Annotated in this window: 19 protein-coding genes; 14 read left to right on the top strand and 5 right to left on the bottom strand. The window is 58.1% G+C overall.

What is annotated here, in order from left to right; all coding sequences use genetic code 11:
- Positions 1-321: 321 nt before the first annotated feature.
- Positions 322-1,842, bottom strand: coding sequence for an acetaldehyde dehydrogenase ExaC (exaC, locus tag HCK03_RS05815; RefSeq protein ID WP_041146837.1), 1,521 nt, complete (start codon positions 1,840-1,842; stop codon positions 322-324).
- 262 nt (positions 1,843-2,104) lie between these two features.
- Between exaC and HCK03_RS05810 the strand changes: the two genes are divergently transcribed.
- Positions 2,105-3,886: a sigma-54-dependent Fis family transcriptional regulator gene (locus tag HCK03_RS05810; protein WP_041146838.1), complete on the top strand. Its 1,782-nt coding sequence runs from the start codon at positions 2,105-2,107 to the stop codon at positions 3,884-3,886.
- 30 nt (positions 3,887-3,916) lie between these two features.
- Here the strand turns inward: HCK03_RS05810 and HCK03_RS05805 are convergent, their stop codons facing one another.
- Entirely contained in the window at positions 3,917-4,516 is a 600-nt protein-coding gene (locus tag HCK03_RS05805) for an undecaprenyl-diphosphatase (protein WP_167692396.1), read from the bottom strand.
- A gap of 152 nt (positions 4,517-4,668) precedes the next feature.
- On the opposite strand from HCK03_RS05805, the gene HCK03_RS05800 reads away from it, so the two are divergent.
- From HCK03_RS05800 to HCK03_RS05790, 3 genes are all read left to right on the top strand, one after another.
- On the top strand, positions 4,669-4,968 hold the full coding sequence (locus tag HCK03_RS05800) for an ArsR/SmtB family transcription factor (protein ID WP_041146840.1): 300 nt from the start codon (positions 4,669-4,671) through the stop codon (positions 4,966-4,968).
- A gap of 9 nt (positions 4,969-4,977) precedes the next feature.
- The gene (locus HCK03_RS05795) at positions 4,978-5,499 is read left to right on the top strand and encodes a rhodanese family protein (protein WP_115192073.1); all 522 of its coding nucleotides are present in this window, start codon (positions 4,978-4,980) and stop codon (positions 5,497-5,499) included.
- Positions 5,500-5,628: 129 nt separating this feature from the next.
- On the top strand, positions 5,629-5,808 hold the full coding sequence (locus HCK03_RS05790) for a hypothetical protein (protein ID WP_041146842.1): 180 nt from the start codon (positions 5,629-5,631) through the stop codon (positions 5,806-5,808).
- 68 nt (positions 5,809-5,876) lie between these two features.
- Here the strand turns inward: HCK03_RS05790 and stpA are convergent, their stop codons facing one another.
- Complete coding sequence (gene stpA / locus HCK03_RS05785; RefSeq protein ID WP_167691262.1) at positions 5,877-6,272, bottom strand: DNA-binding protein StpA; 396 nt, start codon at positions 6,270-6,272, stop codon at positions 5,877-5,879.
- A 789-nt stretch (positions 6,273-7,061) separates the two neighbouring features.
- On the opposite strand from stpA, the gene alaE reads away from it, so the two are divergent.
- On the top strand, positions 7,062-7,511 hold the full coding sequence (gene alaE, locus HCK03_RS05780; protein ID WP_041146844.1) for an L-alanine exporter AlaE: 450 nt from the start codon (positions 7,062-7,064) through the stop codon (positions 7,509-7,511).
- Between the two features lie 109 nt (positions 7,512-7,620).
- Here the strand turns inward: alaE and HCK03_RS05775 are convergent, their stop codons facing one another.
- The gene (locus HCK03_RS05775) at positions 7,621-7,983 is read right to left on the bottom strand and encodes a DUF2002 family protein (protein ID WP_041146845.1); all 363 of its coding nucleotides are present in this window, start codon (positions 7,981-7,983) and stop codon (positions 7,621-7,623) included.
- A 215-nt stretch (positions 7,984-8,198) separates the two neighbouring features.
- Here HCK03_RS05775 and HCK03_RS05770 point away from each other — a divergent pair, with 215 nt between their 5' ends.
- Positions 8,199-8,525 carry a DUF883 family protein gene (locus HCK03_RS05770; protein ID WP_041146846.1) on the top strand — a complete coding sequence of 109 codons (327 nt, stop codon included), beginning with the start codon at positions 8,199-8,201 and terminating at the stop codon, positions 8,523-8,525.
- Positions 8,526-8,592: 67 nt separating this feature from the next.
- On the opposite strand, the gene pdxR is transcribed toward HCK03_RS05770, so the two are convergent.
- Positions 8,593-9,948: a MocR-like pyridoxine biosynthesis transcription factor PdxR gene (pdxR, locus tag HCK03_RS05765; protein WP_167692395.1), complete on the bottom strand. Its 1,356-nt coding sequence runs from the start codon at positions 9,946-9,948 to the stop codon at positions 8,593-8,595.
- A gap of 158 nt (positions 9,949-10,106) precedes the next feature.
- On the opposite strand from pdxR, the gene HCK03_RS05760 reads away from it, so the two are divergent.
- The 8 genes from HCK03_RS05760 (at position 10,107) to proX (ending at position 18,145) form a co-directional block, all read left to right on the top strand.
- Positions 10,107-10,538, top strand: coding sequence for a carboxymuconolactone decarboxylase family protein (locus HCK03_RS05760; RefSeq protein WP_041146847.1), 432 nt, complete (start codon positions 10,107-10,109; stop codon positions 10,536-10,538).
- A 184-nt stretch (positions 10,539-10,722) separates the two neighbouring features.
- Positions 10,723-10,965: a glutaredoxin-like protein NrdH gene (nrdH, locus tag HCK03_RS05755; protein WP_041146848.1), complete on the top strand. Its 243-nt coding sequence runs from the start codon at positions 10,723-10,725 to the stop codon at positions 10,963-10,965.
- The gene (nrdI, locus tag HCK03_RS05750) at positions 10,962-11,372 is read left to right on the top strand and encodes a class Ib ribonucleoside-diphosphate reductase assembly flavoprotein NrdI (RefSeq protein ID WP_167691261.1); all 411 of its coding nucleotides are present in this window, start codon (positions 10,962-10,964) and stop codon (positions 11,370-11,372) included. The genes nrdH and nrdI overlap by 4 nt, the downstream gene beginning before the upstream one ends.
- Entirely contained in the window at positions 11,345-13,489 is a 2,145-nt protein-coding gene (nrdE, locus tag HCK03_RS05745) for a class 1b ribonucleoside-diphosphate reductase subunit alpha (protein ID WP_167691260.1), read from the top strand. Before nrdI ends, nrdE begins: the two co-directional genes overlap by 28 nt.
- 10 nt (positions 13,490-13,499) lie before the next feature.
- Entirely contained in the window at positions 13,500-14,462 is a 963-nt protein-coding gene (gene nrdF / locus HCK03_RS05740) for a class 1b ribonucleoside-diphosphate reductase subunit beta (RefSeq protein ID WP_041146851.1), read from the top strand.
- A 356-nt stretch (positions 14,463-14,818) separates the two neighbouring features.
- A complete protein-coding gene (proV, locus tag HCK03_RS05735; protein WP_167691259.1) occupies positions 14,819-16,021 on the top strand; it encodes a glycine betaine/L-proline ABC transporter ATP-binding protein ProV in 1,203 nt (400 codons plus the stop codon).
- Positions 16,014-17,078 (top strand): glycine betaine/L-proline ABC transporter permease ProW, encoded by a 1,065-nt coding sequence (gene proW / locus HCK03_RS05730; protein ID WP_076946065.1) that lies wholly within the window; start codon positions 16,014-16,016, stop codon positions 17,076-17,078. The genes proV and proW overlap by 8 nt, the downstream gene beginning before the upstream one ends.
- A gap of 71 nt (positions 17,079-17,149) precedes the next feature.
- Positions 17,150-18,145, top strand: coding sequence for a glycine betaine/L-proline ABC transporter substrate-binding protein ProX (gene proX / locus HCK03_RS05725; protein ID WP_041146854.1), 996 nt, complete (start codon positions 17,150-17,152; stop codon positions 18,143-18,145).
- Positions 18,146-18,247 lie beyond the last annotated feature (102 nt).

The raw sequence follows: 18,247 nt of genomic DNA, 5'->3' as shown, positions 1-18,247 counted from the left end.
TTCCATACCGGCACAAGGGGTATCGGACTAAATTAAGAATTATCTTAGTAACCATTTCCTTCATTTTTTTGTCACCACATAAATCATAACCATGCTAATAAATAACAATTACTGTTCCTGTAGCGGAATATATTTCAAATGAAAGCCTGCCCGTGAATATCTTTCATGTTGCCATCCCGCTCGCTGCGGTGCATTAAATCCCGCGCCTTCGCGGCAAACACACACTAATAACGTGGGTAAACGATTTAATAAAAAAAACCGCGCCTCAAAAGCAGGCGCGGTTTTTAGCAGATATAAATCAGCGTGGGCTTAGTCGCTCAGTTAAAACAGTCCTAACGGCGCGGTACCGTAGCTCACCAGCAGGTTTTTCGTCTGCTGGTAGGCGTTCAGCGCCATTTTGTGGGTTTCGCGCCCAACGCCGGACTGCTTATAGCCGCCAAACGCCGCGTGGGCCGGGTAGACGTGGTAGCAGTTTGTCCACACGCGGCCGGCTTTAATCCCGCGCCCCATGCGATAGGCCAGGTTAGTATCGCGCGTCCAGACGCCGGCCCCGAGGCCAAACTGGGTCTCATTGGCGATCGCCAGCGCTTCCGCTTCATCTTTAAAGGTGGTGATGCCAATGACCGGGCCAAAAATCTCCTCCTGGAAGCTGCGCATATCGTTGCGCCCCTTGATCAGGGTGGGCTGAATATAGTAACCGTTATCCAGCTCCGCGGTGATGCTGGCGCGCTCGCCGCCGGTGAGGATCTGGCCGCCCTCGTCGCGGGCAATCTTAATGTACGACAGGATCTTGTCGAACTGCTGGCGCGAGGCCTGGGCGCCGATCATCGTATCGGTATCAAACGGGTCGCCGCGGCGAATTTGCGCCACTTTCGCCATCACCCGCTCCATAAACGGCTCGTAGATCGATTCATGAATAAGCGCCCGCGATGGGCAGGTGCAGACTTCGCCCTGGTTGAAGAAGCCCAGCACCAGCCCCTCCACCGCCTTCTCAATAAATTCGTCTTCACCGTCCATCACGTCGGCAAAGTAGATATTTGGCGACTTGCCGCCGAGCTCAACGGTGCAGGGAATAATATTCTCCGCGGCGCAGGCCATAATATGCCGGCCTACCGGCGTGGAGCCGGTGAAGGCAATTTTCGCGATCCGCTTGCTGGTCGCCAGCGCTTCGCCGGCCTCCTTGCCGAATCCCTGCACCACGTTCAGCACGCCCGGCGGGAAGATATCGCCGATAATCTCCAGCAGCAGCGTAATGCTGAGCGGCGTCTGCTCTGCCGGCTTGAGCACCACGCAGTTGCCTGCCGCCAGCGCCGGCGCCAGCTTCCACGCCGCCATCAGCAGCGGGAAGTTCCACGGGATGATCTGCCCCACCACGCCCAGCGGCTCGTGGAAGTGATAGGCCACAGTGGTTTCGTCGATCTCGGCGGTGCTGCCCTCCTGCGCGCGCAGGCAGCCGGCAAAATAGCGGAAGTGATCGACCGCCAGCGGCAGATCGGCGTTGAGGGTTTCGCGAATCGGCTTGCCGTTATCCCAGCTCTCCGCTACCGCCAGGTACTCGAGGTTTTTCTGGATGCGATCGGCAACCTCCAGGAGCAGGTTGGAGCGCTGCTGCACCGACGTTTTTCCCCATGCCTCTGCGGCGCGGTGCGCAGCATCGAGGGCAAAATCGATATCTTTGGCATCGGAGCGGGGAAATTGCGCAATGTCGCTTCCGTTCACGGGGGAGGTATTCATAAAGAATTCGCCGCCGAGCGGCTCGACAAACTTGCCGTCAATATAGTTGCCGTAGGCGGATTTGAGCGTCACTAACGCGCCCGGGGTGCCAGGATGAGCATAACGCATTGCAATCTCCTTCTTGTAGGGTTGAGGCGCAGCGGCGTATTGGTTTTTTGCTCTTGCCTGCTGCAACAAGGCTATTGCAGGGGTTATGCCAGTTTTATCGCACTTTAAAATAAATAATAAAATCAGTTTATTAACCCTTAACCTTCGTCGACGTGTCTCCTTCTGCGTCAGCGATGTTTGCTTCTGTGTCGCAAATCGCAACACATAAGAAACCGCAAAGCTACAATGTTGCAACATAACTCAACCGACCATGAGGTGCTCCGTGCAAGGAAACCCGTTTACCCTCGCCCCGGAGGAAACAGCTAATCCGTTGCTCAGCGATTCGTGGTTTCGCAGCCAGCTGTATGGCCTGCAGCCGACGACGGATGAGTTCCCGCGCCTGCGCTCCGGCGAGCTGGCGGATCTGCTGGCCAGCCATAGCGGGCTGCAGCAGCTCACGCAGCCGGTGGTTGGCGCCCTGTCGCGTAAAGTCGCCGACCTGCAGTCGGTGGTGATCCTCTCCGATGCCAGCGGCCTGGTGCTGCAAACCTTCGGCAATATGCACGCCATGCAGAAGGCGCAGAGCTTTGCCCTCGCGCCGGGAAATTTATGGAGCGAGAGCGGCCGCGGGACTAACGCCATCGGCACCGCGCTGGCGATTGACGACAGCTGCGAAATTGACGGCCGCCAGCATTTTCTCACCAGCAACCAGGATCTCTACTGCGCGGCCATCCCCATTCAGAGCCCTGACGGGCAAATTGCCGGCGTGCTGGATATTTCCGGGCCGGCGCATTTCCCCCACCCGCATACCCTGGGATGGGTGAAAGAGGCGGCTAAACAGATCGAGTATTTATGGGTAAAACAGAGCCTGCACCCGCAGCAGTGGCTGATGAGCCTGCACTCGCAGCCGCAAAAGCTCGACAGCGTTGAGGAGCTGCTGCTGGTCTTTTCCGATAACGTTCTCACCGCCGGCAACCGGCTGGCGATGCGCGAGCTGGGGCTCGGCAGCGAGCAGCTGGGCCATATCACCTTCCAGCAGCTCTTTCCGCTGCTGACGCAAACCGCGGTCACCGTTCCGCTGCCGCTCACCGTTCGCCGACAAAGCTACTACTATCGGCTACGCGCCCCCACCCGCAGCGCCGTGGCGGTGTCGGCCCCGCCCACCGTCGACCTTCCCTTCGCCGGACCTCGCGAAGGGGAAAAAATGGTGCGCCTGCTCAACGCCGGCATTGCGCTGTGCATTGAAGGAGAAACGGGGTGTGGGAAAGAGTACGTCAGCCGTACGCTGCACCAGCATAGCCGCTGGCGCAGCGGTAAGTTTGTTGCCATCAACTGCGCCGCCATTCCCGAATCGCTGATTGAGTCAGAGCTCTTTGGCTATCAGCCGGGGGCCTTCACCGGCGCCAGTAAAAACGGCTATATCGGTAAAATCCGCGAGGCCGATGGCGGCGTGCTGTTCCTGGATGAGATTGGCGATATGCCGATGCTGCTGCAGACGCGGCTGCTGCGGGTGCTGCAGGAAAAAGAGGTCACTCCGCTCGGCGCCAGCCAGAGTACCCCGGTCAACTTCGCGGTGATCTGCGCAACCCACCGTAACCTGGCCCAGCGCGTCGCCGACGGCGAGTTTCGCGAGGATCTGTTCTATCGCCTGCGGGAATTTGCCCTGGCCATTCCGCCGCTGCGCGGCTGGCCGGCGCTGCCGGCGTTTATCCAGCGGCTATGGCAGGCGCTCGGCGCGGGGCAGCGTCGGGTGCAGCTGTCGCCGGACCTGCTGGACAACCTCGCCCGCCAGCCCTGGCCGGGCAACGTGCGCCAGCTGCAAAGCCTGATGAAGGTCCTGCTGGCGCTGGCCGACGACGGCGCCCGCCTCGAGGTTGACGATTTGCCCGCAGAGTACCGGGCAGCGCCGGCACCTGCCGCGCCGCGCGGGCTGCAGCAGCACGATAGCCAGCTGATTGCCGATACCCTGACCACCTACAACGGTAACGTCAGTAAGGCGGCGCAGGCGCTGGGCGTGGCGCGCAGCACGCTCTATCGCCGGGCCGCGCGATCGGGACGAAATTAATCCTCTGCGGGGCCTCGCGCCCCGCCGCCGCTACGACCTGAAGCGTGCCAGCAGCCAGCCGAATACTTTGCGATCGACGGCCTCACAAATCTGCACCAGCCGCAAACCGCAGACCTGCCAGACCGCTCTCGCCACGTAAACGCCCGCAGCGGAGACCAGCACGGAGCCCACCATATCCAGCGGAAAGTGCACGCCGAGGAAAATCCGCGCCCAGGCGACGGACAGCGCCATCAGCAGGACGGCCAACCCGAGCGCCCGTAAGCGCAGCGAGAGCAGCGCAAACGCCGCGCTGAACATCACGCTGCCGTGATCGCTTGGGAAGGAGTTATCCGCCGGATGATCGATCCAGGTATGGCCAAGCGGGATCATAAACGGTCGCGGGTGGAACCACAGCGAGCCGCAGAGCGCGCCGATCGTCAGCGCTGCCACAATACTCAGCGTGCAAAACAGCGCCTGCCTGTGGCCGCCGCCGCGGCCACCGAGAAACCACTGACACAGCAGAATGACCGGGACGACAAAAATAACCCCGTTGGCTAAGAAGTCTGCCAGCGACAAAATGCTGGCCGAGGTTCCCGGCGCAGCATTGAGCGCTAAAAAGATACGCTGGTTTACGATTTCCAAAAAGTTCATGGGATAGCTCATCACGGTAATATTGTCGTCATTATCACCACCGGGGCTTAAGTTACGCTTAACCACCGTCGGGAAATTATTCTGATTTTGCTGGCGCATCGCGGGCATATACTTTAGCATTACCTAAACTTAGAGCATGCTAAAGTAAAGAGATGAACACACCACAGCAGCTGCAGGTCAGCGCCGGGGAAGCCGCGGCCCTGTTAAAAGCAATGAGCAACCCCAACAGGCTGATGATTCTGTGCATGCTTTGCGACGCACCGCACGCCAGCGCCGGCGAGCTGGCGCGGATCACCGGCCTGAGCCCCTCCGCCACCTCACAGCATCTGGCGCGTATGCGCGACGAAGGCCTCATCGACAGCAGGCGCGAGGCGCAGCGCATCCATTACTTCATCACCGATCCCGCCGTCCAGCAGATTATCGCCACGCTGAAGGCCATCTATTGCCCTTAAGGAGCCGTCATGACTATCACCGCCCTTTCTCCAGAAGAAGCCCGGACGCAAATCGCCCGGGGCGCCAGATTAATTGATATCCGCGACGCCGATGAGTATGCCCGCGAGCACATTGCCAACGCCGAGCTGGTCCCGCTCAGCGCCCTGAACGGCGGCGCGACGCTGCACACCACCGCCGATGAGACGATTATTTTCCACTGCCAGGCCGGCTCGCGGACGCAAAATAACGCCATTCGCCTGCTGGCGGCCGCCGCTCCGGCGCAGGTCAGGCTGCTGGCCGGCGGCATCCAGGCCTGGAAAGCGGCGGGCCTGCCGGTCACAGAAGATAAATCGCAGCCGCTGCCGCTGATGCGTCAGGTGCAGATCGCCGCCGGCGGGCTAATACTTCTCGGCGTGGTGCTGGGATACGGCTTCAGCAGCGGCTTTTTCCTGCTGAGCGCGTTGGTCGGTGCCGGGCTGACCTTCGCCGGTATCACCGGCTTTTGCGGTATGGCGCGGCTGCTGGCGGTGATGCCGTGGAACCGACGCTGATATCTACTCCCTCAGGTCAGTTGTCTCCTGCCGTTCGGCTGAGCTATGGTTAATATCCGCAATCGCGACGCAGGGTCATGGCAGGTAGCAGGATGAGGCGTCGGATTATTCATGCAGAGGAGAGAGATAATGTATTCACCTGGCGATCTGGTACAGCCGCGAACGGGCGGTCCAAAGCTTAAAGTGGTGGCCGTCAACGACGATCAAATTGTCGCCGTGCAGGCCAGCAACGAGCAGGGCGAGAAATTTACTCTCAAAGCGATCGACGTTACGCCCTATACCGAAGACGGCGATTTCGGCGTTTGCTGATATTTACGGTGGGCCACCCCACCGTTATTTCCCCTGGCGCAGAGAGCCTGTCGCTGCGGGGATAAATATTAAATCAGGAAGCTCTCGAGGGTTTTACCCGCAGAGATGGCCCGGGCGATCGGCTTCGGCATGCGGCCCTGGCCCGTCCAGGTTTTTTCCAGACCGTTAAAATCGATAAAACGATATTTTGCCGGACGCGGCCGCCGCGCTTTCGTTCCCGGCGATGTCTTCTGGCCCAGCAGCTCATCAGGCGTAATGCCATCGGCTATCATCAGCTCCAGCCAGGTGCTAATTTTTTCCTGATATTCAGCTTTCTGCGCATGCTCAGCCTGCTGCTGGGTACGTTTTTCTTCAGTGACGATCCTGAGTTTTTCCAGCATATCGTCAAGAGCGTCAATGGAGAATTCACGCGTGATGGTCCGCAGCGAGCGGATATTATTCAGTTTCTGTAACATTAAAGACATAAATTTTCAAAAAACTCCGGATAACCAATAAAACAAAATTACGTGACCATCTTAATAGCTGAGATTATTTATTACCACCTTTAATATCCCCGTATAAATATAGAAAGATAATCCCGTTGTGAATTCATTTATACACAACCCAGGCGGCAGGCTTTTACGGGCTGGGTTCAATATAGCACCAGTCGCTGCGAGTTATTCAGATTAGCGTAACGGAAAACCGCCCGCAGAAATTACTCTTCAGGGCGCGACGATGCGCAACAGGAATATCCCTGAGCCGCGCGCCTGCTCCGTCATGCGTATATAGTGGGGATGCGCAAAGCCTTAGCATAATATCGCCATGGGCGAAGCGCGCTGCGTCGGCCGGGGCCTGCATAAGCATTCATTAATGACGAATGAAAAAAAACGTTCACAACAGCATCTTATGCTGAGTTATGCGCCAGAAATAGCCAAATAAATCTAAAAGTGATGAGCATCACGCTTCTCTGCGAAGATCGCGCTGACTAAGGGCTACCCCATCGGCATTATCTTTTTCGCAACACAACCACAACAATATTAAACTATTGATAATTAACAACAAAAACAATAACCAGCATAAAACTAACGAAACGCTCAGCGAACAGCCTTCCACAGAGTATTTTATAGACAAAAAGCCATTAAATAAAAATTTGCAGCTAGTTGCCACCTTCAAGCCAGAGATATAACCTACTCGCATCATTACAGGCAGCCCAAAAACGCTATAACAGCGCGCATTTTTTGGCGTAACAGACTTTATTTTCGAGGAGCATACCGATGTTCTCTGCGCAGTCCCGCTTGCGTCATGCGGTAGCAGACACCTTTGCGATGGTCGTGTACTGCACCGTCGTAAACATGATGATCGAGATTTTCCTCTCCGGAATGACTTTTGAGCAGTCGTTATCTTCACGTCTGGTGGCGATTCCGGTAAACATTATTATTGCGGTGCCCTACGGTTTTTACCGCGACCGCGCGATGCGCCTGGCACGCCATATCAGCCCTTCAGGCTGGATGAAGAATGTTGCCGACGTTGTCGCCTATGTGACCTTCCAGTCGCCGGTGTACGTCGCGATTCTGTTTGTCGTGGGTGCCGACTGGCATCAGATTGCCGCGGCGGTGAGTTCGAATATCGTCGTTTCAATGCTGATGGGCGCGGCGTATGGCTACTTTCTTGATTACTGCCGCCGTCTGTTCCGCGTCAGCGCCTACCGCCAGGCCAAGGCCTGAGCCGGTGACCAACCAGCGACTGGCCCGCGCCAGTCGCTCACTGTATCCACTTCCTTGTTATCATCCCTCAGCGGTAATTTGCCCGCACGTTAATACGGAAATCCGCCGGTTAACTATGGGACATCGTCGGCTGCGCTTCGCCAAATAAGCCACTCAGAAAGCGCTCAAGCGCAATACGAGAGCTGAATCCGTGTGGAATACCATAATGCTGCTGCGCATCACCGGCTAAATAGAGCGGGAACTGCTCGTAATGATCGCAGGTCTTGATATCCGAAGCGGGGTCCGCCAGCGTATTGCTGCGCTCTTTCAGCGCCGGATGAATAATTAAAGCGGTACGCCCCATGCGCGCTTCGCGGTTCACATAAACATAATTATCGCCACGGCGATAGCCGTACGCTTTTTGCGTCACAACATCCATGGTGAAGCCGGCTTTTTCAAGAACACGCGCCACCTCATCGGGTCTTAAATACATACTCATTCCTCGTTATCTTTTACCGCACATTTACCTTACCTTATTCTTGATTGGCAGGGCTTTCGGAAAATTCCAGAAACCACGATTTAAAGCATAATTCAAAATCTTGTCCTACACTTAATGGCTCTACCCTAAATAATTCTGGTTGCAATACGACAGCAGCGTAGGCACAACCTTAAGTATGGCGGGTATCGATGATATTAAGGGAGAAATCAATGGCCAACCGTGTGAATCGCAACAATGTAGATGAAAGCGCTGAGGATATTCATAACGATGTCAGCCAATTAGCGGATACGCTGGAAGAAGTGCTGAAATCGTGGGGCAGCGATGCAAAAGACGAAGCGGACGCTGCGCGCAAAAAGGCGCAGGCATTGCTGAAAGAGACCCGCGCGCGCATTAACGGTAACAACCGCGTACAGCAGGCCGCCCGTGACGCCGCCGGCTGCGCCGATACCTACGTGCGTGACAAACCCTGGCAGAGCGTCGGCGCCGCCGCCGCCGTTGGGCTATTTATTGGCGTATTGCTGAATTTACGTCGATAATATAAACGTAAGACGAAGATAACAAATACGCGTCAACCCCTGTATGCCGTCGGTATGCAGGGGTTTTTTATTTCCCGCCGATAGCCTGCCTGAGCTGACGCACGAGGTCAGCGGCCATCTCCGGGGAGGTCAGATTGGTAAAACTCACCAGCAGCCCTCCCTCACCGCGGCTCTGCATCCGCCAGTCGCTCAGCGCCTGAACGTCCAGCCCCGCCTCTCTTGCCCGCCGCGCCAGCAGCCGGTCGTCATCGCGCGTCGCAATAACCAGCTGAATGCCGCCCAGCTGCGGAATCACCGCAAAGCCGGCGGCCGCCAGCGCCGACTCCAGCCACTGACGGCGCAGGGCGTAGCTGGCGCGCATTTTTTTCAGATGGCGCCAGAAATGACCTTCCTGAATAAAATCGGCCAGCGTCTGCTGCCACAGCGTCGGAACGCTGCAGCTCATCAGCTCCGCCTGACGACGAAATGCGTCAACCTGCGGCGGGGGAACCACCAGCCAGGCGGCGCGCAGCGCGGGAAAGAGTGATTTGCTGAACGTTCCGCAGTAAATCACGCGCTGCGGGGCATCGAGGCTTTTCAGCGGCGGCAGCGGCTTTCCCCGATAGCGAAATTCGCTATCGTAATCATCTTCGATAATCCAGCCGGCGTTTTGCGCCGCCCAGGCCAGCAGCTGCCTGCGCCTCTCAAGCGAGAGCGCAACGCCGGTCGGGCTTTGGTGAGCGGGCGTCAGCAGCGCGAAGTGCGCCTTTGGAAAGCAGCGCAGCGCGTGCGCCACATCCATTCCTTCATCATCGACCGGGACCGGATTAATGACCACGCCTTGCCCCGTGACCACCGGACGGATCAGCGGAAAGCCGGGGTCTTCCATCCACATCGTCTGCCCGGGCCGTGCCAGAGTGCGCAGGATCAGCGTCATCGATGCGGCATAGCTGCCGGTTACCAGCACCTGCTCCGGCTGGCACTCAATGCTGCGCGAGAGGCGGAGATAATCGACAATCGCCCGGCGAAGGATCGGTTCACCGCAGGGCTCTCCCGGCGCCAGATCGAAACGGGTTTGCGTGCGCAGGCGTCGGCCCATCACCCGCGCCCACAGGCCGCGCGGGAAAAGATCCAGCGCCGGCAGGCCCATTTTAAACGGCAGGGGCACGGCCGGCTCGCTGCCGGCCGCCAGGCGCGTCGGCGCCGCCTGCTGCGGGCTGAGGCGCTCGCTGACGAAGGTTCCCGCCTGGCCGCGCCGCTCAAGCCATCCCTGAGCCACCAGCTCACCCCAGGCGTTTTCCACCGTCGCCCGCGATACGCCGAGCTCCTGAGCGTAGACCCGGCTGGCGGGCAGGCGGCTGCCCGGCGGCAGCTCGCCGCGCTCAATGGCGGATTTCAGCTGCCGGGCGATACGCTGATAGTGCGGCGCTTTTTTGGCTTCCATCATGGTCTGCTTTTTCCATTAAAATATGGCTATCTTTTGCAGTCCATTATAGTGCTATTTTGACTGCCGTCTTAGAGACTATCTCACCCGACGTCGCCGTTGACGTCAGCCCGGGACCCCGTGCAGCCTAAGGGATAGCTCTTCATGTGGAGAGAAAAATGAACACACTGCGTCAGCCCTATAACGAACTGAGTCCGGAAGTCTATAACGCGCTGGTACAGGCGAAAGTTGCGCTGGAAAAAAGCGAGCTCGACGGCACGCTGCTGGAGCTGGTTTACCTGCGCGTTTCGCAGATTAACGGCTGCGCCTTCTGCCTCGAGATGCACAGTAAAGCGCTGAGAAAATCCGGCGTCGCCCAGGGCCGCCTCGACGCGCTGGCCGGCTGGCGGGTAAGCGCCCACTTTGATGCCGCAGAGCGCGCGGCGCTGGCGTGGGCGGAGTCGGTAACCCACATCGCCAGCAGCCATGCTGAAGATGACGTTTATCTGCCGCTGCTGGATCATTTTAGCCCGCGTCAGATAAGCGATTTAACCTTCGCCATCAGCCTGATGAACGCCTTTAACCGTCTTGCCGTCAGCATGCGCCTGTAGGTTTACGCCCGCCCTCCCCCGCCCTCGCAGGATCGCTCCGCGGGGGTCATCCTTATTTAAAAACGCTATATATTGCGTGGTTGAACTTTTTGACAACTACATCTAGTATTTCCTGAACAGTTAACCGATACCAACCGCTGCGCTTTTTGGCGCCGTTCTGTTATCTTAAATGGAAATACGAATCATGCGCATTACTATTTACACTAAAAATGACTGCGTTCAGTGCCATGCAACAAAGCGCGCCATGGAGAGCCGCGGGTTTGCCTTCGAGATGGTCAACATCGAGCAGCATCCCGACGCCGCAGAGATGCTGCGCGAGCAGGGATTTCGCCAGCTGCCGGTGGTGATTGCCGGCGAGACCCGCTGGTCCGGCTTCCGTCCGGATATGATTAATCGCCTGCGTCCCGTCGCGGCGGCCAGCGCATGAGCCTCATCGTCTACTTCTCCAGCAGCTCCGAAAATACGCATCGGTTCGTCCAGCGTCTGGGGCTGCCCGCGGTGCGCATTCCGCTTAACGAGCGGGAGCGGATCCAGGTAGACGAACCCTATATTCTCATCGTCCCCAGCTACGGCGGCGGCGGTACCGCAGGCGCCGTGCCGCGCCAGGCGATCCGCTTTTTAAACGATCCCCACAATCGTCAGTTCATTCGTGGCGTCATCGCCGCAGGCAACCGCAACTTCGGTGACGCCTACGGCCGGGCCGGCGACGTTGTCGCGCAGAAATGCAGCGTGCCGAACCTCTATCGCTTTGAGCTGATGGGTACCCCACACGATGTCGCTAACGTACGCAAAGGAGTAAGCGAATTTTGGCAACAACAACCGCAGAACGTCTAACCGCAGAGGCGCCGGATTTCCACGCCCTCAACGCCATGCTGAATCTGTACGACAGCAGCGGGCGGATCCCGTTTGAAAAGGACCGCCAGGCGGTGGACGCCTTTATGGCGACCCACGTCGAGGCCAACACCGTCGGCTTCGCCACGCAGAGCGACAGGCTGGCGTGGCTGGTTGCCGAAGGCTATTACGACGCCGACGTGCTGGCCCGCTACGACCACCGTTTCGTCCTCGCGCTGTTTGAGCAGGCCCACGGCTACCGTTTCCGCTTCCAGACCTTTCTCGGCGCCTGGAAGTTCTACACCAGCTATGCGCTGAAAACCTTTGACGGCAAACGCTACCTTGAGCACTTCGCCGATCGTACCTGCATGGTGGCCCTAAGCCTGGCGCAGGGCGACGAAACCCTGGCCCGCCAGCTGGCCGATGAGATCCTGAGCGGACGCTTTCAGCCAGCGACCCCGACCTTCCTTAACGCCGGCAAGCAGCAGCGCGGGGAGCTGGTTTCCTGCTTCCTGCTGCGCATCGAAGACAACATGGAGTCGATTGGCCGGGCGGTTAACTCGGCGCTGCAGCTCTCCAAACGCGGCGGCGGCGTGGCGTTCCTGCTGTCGAACCTTCGCGAGGCCGGCGCGCCGATTAAGCGCATCGAGAACCAGTCCTCGGGGGTGATCCCGGTGATGAAAATGCTGGAAGACGCCTTCTCCTACGCCAACCAGCTCGGCGCACGCCAGGGAGCCGGGGCGGTCTATCTGCATGCGCATCATCCGGATATCCTGCGCTTCCTCGACACCAAGCGCGAAAACGCCGATGAGAAAATCCGCATCAAAACCCTGTCGCTCGGCGTCGTTATCCCGGACGTCACCTTCCAGCTGGCGAAAGACGACGCGCAGATGGCGCTGTTCTCGCCCTACGACGTCGAGCGGCTGTACGGTAAGGCGTTTGGCGATATCGCCGTCAGCGAGATGTACCCGCAGCTGGTCGCCGACGAGCGGGTCAGCAAGCGCTGGATCCGCGCCCGCGATCTGTTCCAGCGGCTGGCGGAGATTCAGTTTGAATCCGGCTACCCGTACATCATGTTTGAAGACACCGTCAACCGCGCCAACCCGATTGCCGGGCGGGTCAACATGAGCAACCTGTGCTCGGAAATTTTGCAGGTCAACACCCCCTCGACCTTTGACGAAAACCTCGATTACGCCAGCGTCGGCCAGGATATCTCCTGCAATCTCGGCTCGTTAAATATTGCCCATACCATGGATTCGCCCGACTTTGCGCGCACGGTTGAAGTCGCCATTCGCGGCCTGACGGCGGTGTCCGATATGAGCGACATTCGCTCGGTACCTTCGGTGGCGGCGGGTAACGCGGCTTCTCACGCCATCGGGCTGGGGCAGATGAATCTGCATGGCTATCTGGCGCGGGAAGGCATCGCCTACGGCAGCCCGGAGGGGCTGGATTTCACCAACCTCTATTTTTACACCGTGACCTGGCATGCGCTGCGCACCTCGATGCTGATGGCGCGCGAGCGCGGCGAGCGTTTCGCCGGCTTCTCCCGCTCGCGCTACGCCAGCGGCGACTATTTCCAGCAGTATCTGCAGGGCGACTGGCAGCCGAAAACGGCGAAAGTCCGCGAGCTGTTTGCCCGCGCCGGTATCGCCCTGCCCGACCGCCAAATGTGGCAGCAGCTGCGCGAGGACGTGATGCGTTACGGGATCTATAACCGCAACCTGCAGGCGGTGCCGCCCACCGGCTCGATCTCCTATATCAACCACGCGACGTCGAGCATCCATCCGATCGTCTCGAAGATAGAGATCCGCAAAGAGGGCAAGACCGGGCGGGTTTACTATCCGGCGCCGTTTATGACCAACGACAACCTGGCCCTGTACCAGGACGCCTATGAGATTGGCCCGCAAAAAATTATCGACACCTACGCCGAGGCCACGCGACATGTCGATCAGGGGCTCTCTTTAACGCTCTTTTTCCCCGATACCGCCACCACCCGCGATATCAACCGGGCGCAGATTTACGCGTGGAAAAAAGGCATTAAGACGCTCTACTACATCCGCCTGCGCCAGCTGGCGCTGGAAGGTACCGAAATTGAGGGCTGCGTGTCCTGCGCGCTGTAAGGAGAACCCGATGACCCATCTATCGCGCATTAGCGCCATTAACTGGAATAAGATTCAGGACGACAAGGACCTGGAGGTGTGGAACCGCCTGACCAGCAACTTCTGGCTGCCGGAGAAGGTGCCGCTGTCCAACGATATCCCCGCGTGGCAGGCCCTCAGCCCGATGGAGCAGCAGCTGACCATCCGCGTTTTCACCGGCCTGACGCTGCTCGATACCATTCAGAACACCGCCGGCGCGCCGGCGCTGATGAACGACGCCCTCACTCCGCATGAGGAGGCGGTGATGTCGAATATCAGCTTTATGGAGGCGGTGCACGCCCGCTCCTACAGCTCGATTTTCTCCACCCTGTGCCAGACCAAAGACGTCGATGCTGCCTACGCCTGGAGTGAAGAGAACGCCCCGCTTCAGCGCAAAGCCGAGCTGATGCTGGAGTATTACCGGGCGGACGAGCCGCTGAAGAAGAAAATCGCCAGCGTCTTCCTCGAATCCTTCCTCTTCTATTCCGGATTCTGGCTGCCGATGTACTTCTCCAGCCGCGGCAAGTTGACCAACACCGCCGACCTGATTCGCCTGATCATCCGCGACGAGGCGGTGCACGGCTATTACATCGGCTACAAATATCAAAAGGGGCTGGAAAAAGTCAGCGCCGAAAAGCGGGAGGAGCTGAAGAATTTCGCCCTCGACCTGCTGATGGATCTCTACGATAACGAGCTGGCCTATACCCAGCAGCTGTACGCCGACAGCGGCTGGGCTGAGGAGGTCACGGCCTTCCTGTGCTACAACGCCAACAAGGCGCTGATGAACCTGGGCTATGAGGCGCTGTTCCCGGCGGAAATGGCCGCGGTCAATCCGGCGATCCTCGCCGCGCTCTCGCCGAACGCCGATGAAAACCACGACTTTTTCTCCGGCTCAGGATCGTCCTACGTGATGGGTAAAACGGAAGAGACCGCCGACGCCGACTGGGACTTTTAACCTTACTTTCACCAGGAATATATTCACTCAATTCCTGGTGATCTATTTCACATTATTTCTATTCATCACACCATTATCCGTTCTGCTATTCTCGCGAAATCTGCCTGTCATATTCATCCCAAACCCCACAGTTTTGGCAATAATTACCCGGTGAATGTTAAAAATATTACCGCTGCGCAATCAACGCTCAGCCCTTATATCACGGGGAGTGCGCCGGCATTGGCCCCGCGCCATATCGGCCATTCGTGGACATTGAGGGTTGTCACAGAATCTGAGTATGTTAGGGTGTAAAAAGGTAATTATCTCCACCAGGTACCATATCGACATAATACAAATAACGGGAAACTTTCTATTGCATGGTAATTAAATTAGAAATTAAGAATCTCTATAAGATATTTGGCGAGCATCCACAGCGAGCGTTCAAATATATTGAAAAAGGATTTACCAAAGAACAACTGCTGGAAAAAACGGGGCTTTCACTTGGCGTCAAAGATGCCAGTCTGACCATTGAAGAAGGCGAGATATTCGTCATCATGGGGCTTTCCGGTTCGGGAAAATCCACCATGGTTCGCCTTCTCAATCGCCTGATTGAACCCACCCGCGGACAGGTGCTGATTGACGGCGTGGATATCGCCAAAATCTCAGAATCCGAGCTGCGCGAGGTGCGCAGAAAAAAGATCGCAATGGTTTTTCAATCATTTGCGCTCATGCCGCACATGACCGTGCTGGACAATGCCGCCTTTGGCATGGAGCTGGCGGGTCTTTCCACCCAGCAGCGCCAGGAGAAAGCGCTGGAGGCGCTGCGCCAGGTCGGTCTGGAAAACTACGCACACGCTTATCCGGATGAACTCTCCGGCGGGATGCGTCAACGCGTCGGGCTTGCCCGCGCGCTGGCGATTAACCCCGATATCCTGTTAATGGATGAAGCCTTCTCGGCCCTCGATCCCTTAATTCGCACCGAAATGCAGGATGAGCTGACCAAATTACAGGCCAAACATCAGCGCACCGTGGTCTTTATTTCCCACGATCTTGATGAAGCCATGCGCATCGGCGACCGGATTGCCATCATGCAAAATGGCGAGGTTATTCAGGTCGGTACTCCCGATGAAATCCTCAATAATCCGGCCAATGATTATGTGAAAACCTTCTTCCGCGGCGTCGATATTAGCCAGGTATTCAGCGCCAAAGATATTGCCCGCCGTAGCCCGGTTGGCTTAATTCGTAAAACGCCGGGCTTTGGCCCCCGTTCGGCGCTGAAATTACTCCAGGATGAAGACCGCGAATATGGTTATGTAATTGAGCGCGGTAATAAGTTTGTCGGCATTGTCTCCATTGATTCGCTGAAATCCGCGCTGAGCGAAGGTCAGGGAATTGACGCGGCGTTACTCGACTCCCCGTTGGCGGTGGATGCGCAAACGTCGCTTAGCGACCTGCTCTCCCACGTAGGCCAGGCACCGTGCGCGGTGCCGGTTGTGGATGAAGGGCAACAGTATATCGGCATCATTTCTAAACGAATGCTGCTGCAGGCTTTAGATCGCGAGGGGGCAAACAATGGCTGATCAATCTAACCCGTGGGATACCGCACCGGCGGCGGATAGCGCCGCACAATCTGCCGATGCCTGGGGCACTCCGGCCGCCGCACCTGCCGACGGCGGCGGTGCAGACTGGCTGACCAGCGCCCCGGCGCCGCAGCCGGAACATTTCAACATTATGGATCCGTTCCATAAAACGCTGATCCCGCTGGACAGCTGGGTGACGCACGGTATCGACTGGATAGTGATGCACTTCCGTCCGCTGTTCCAGGGGATCCGCGTGCCGGTTGACTATATACTCAGCGCCTTCCAGCAGCTGCTGTTAGGGATGCCCGCGCCGGTGGCGATTGTGATATTCGCCCTGATCGCCTGGCAGATCTCCAGCGTCGGCATGGGCGTCGCCACGCTGATCTCGCTGGTGGCTATCGGCGCTATCGGCGCCTGGTCGCAGGCGATGGTCACCCTGGCGCTGGTGCTGACCGCCCTGCTGTTCTGTATGCTGATCGGCCTGCCGCTTGGGATCTGGCTGGCGCGGAGCCCGCGCGCGGCCAAAATTATTCGTCCGCTGCTCGATGCCATGCAGACCACGCCGGCGTTCGTCTACCTGGTGCCCATCGTTATGCTGTTCGGGATCGGTAACGTTCCAGGCGTGGTGGTGACCATTATCTTTGCCCTGCCGCCCATCGTGCGTCTGACCATTCTGGGGATTAACCAGGTGCCGGCGGATCTGATTGAAGCCTCGCGCTCCTTCGGCGCCAGCCCGCGCCAGCTGCTGTTTAAAGTTCAGCTGCCGCTGGCGATGCCGACCATTATGGCCGGGGTCAACCAGACGCTGATGCTGGCGCTGTCGATGGTGGTAATCGCCTCGATGATCGCCGTCGGCGGTCTCGGCCAGATGGTACTGCGCGGGATCGGCCGCCTTGATATGGGCCTCGCAAGCGTGGGCGGCGTCGGGATTGTTATCCTCGCCATCATTCTTGACCGCCTGACCCAGGCCGTTGGGCGCGACTCGCGCAGCCGCGGCAGCCGCCGCTGGTACACCACCGGCCCGCTGGGGCTAATCACCCGTCCCTTCAGTAAATAATCATCTCATTGCCCGGCGGCATTGCGCCTGCCGGGCCAGCAGTCATCCTTTCTTATTTATGAGGAACAACGATGCGACATACAGCGATTCTTGCCACAGCGTTCACCGCTCTCATTTCTACCGGCGCCGTTGCCGCCGACCTGCCGGGTAAAGGCATCACCGTCAAACCGATTCAGAGCACCATCACCGAAGAGACTTTCCAGACCCTGCTGGTCAGCCGCGCGCTGGAGAAGCTGGGCTACACCGTCGATAAGCCGAGTGAAGTTGACTATAACGTCGGCTACACCTCGCTCGCCTCCGGCGACGCCACCTTTACCGCCGTTAACTGGCAGCCGCTGCATGACGACATGTACGCCGCGGCAGGCGGTGACAAGAGCTTCTACCGCGAAGGCGTTTTTGTGAACGGCGCGGCGCAGGGCTACCTGATTGATAAGAAAACCGCCGAGCAGTATCACATTAAATCCATCGATCAGCTGAAAGACCCGAAAATCGCCAAACTGTTTGATACCAACGGCGATGGCAAGGCCGATCTCACCGGCTGTACGCCGGGCTGGGGCTGTGAAGCGGTGATTAACCATCAGATTGATGCCTATGGCCTGAGCAACACCGTGGTGCACAACCAGGGTAACTATGCCGCGATGATGGCCGATACCATCGCCCGCTATAAAGAAGGCAAGCCGGTGATTTATTACACCTGGACGCCGTACTGGGTCAGCGACGTGCTGAAGCCGGGTAAAGATGTGGTCTGGCTGCAGGTGCCGTTCTCCTCCCTGCCGGGCGTGCAGAAGAACATCGATACCAAACTGGCTAACGGCGCCAACTACGGCTTCCCGGTGAGCACCATGCACATTGTGGCAAACAAAGCCTGGGCCGAGAAAAACCCGGCGGCGGCGAAGCTGTTCAGCATCATGAAGCTGCCGATTGCCGACATTAACGCCGAGAACGCGATGATGCACGAAGGTCACGCTTCAGAAGCGGATATCCAGGGCCACGTTGACGGCTGGATTAAAGCCCACCAGCAGCAGTTTGACGGCTGGCTGAAAGAGGCGCTGGCGGCGCAGAAATAATCTGCCCTCATCAGATTGCCATGCAGCTCCGGCGCGCATCACGCCGCCGGAGGTTCCCGGGCTGTGCCTTCTGCGCCCTGCCCGGGTACCGCCTCCTTTGCT

The sequence above is a fragment of the Klebsiella terrigena genome (genome assembly GCF_012029655.1).
Taxonomy (GTDB): Bacteria; Pseudomonadota; Gammaproteobacteria; order Enterobacterales; family Enterobacteriaceae; genus Klebsiella; species Klebsiella terrigena.
This window is presented reverse-complemented; position numbering and strand designations above follow the sequence as displayed.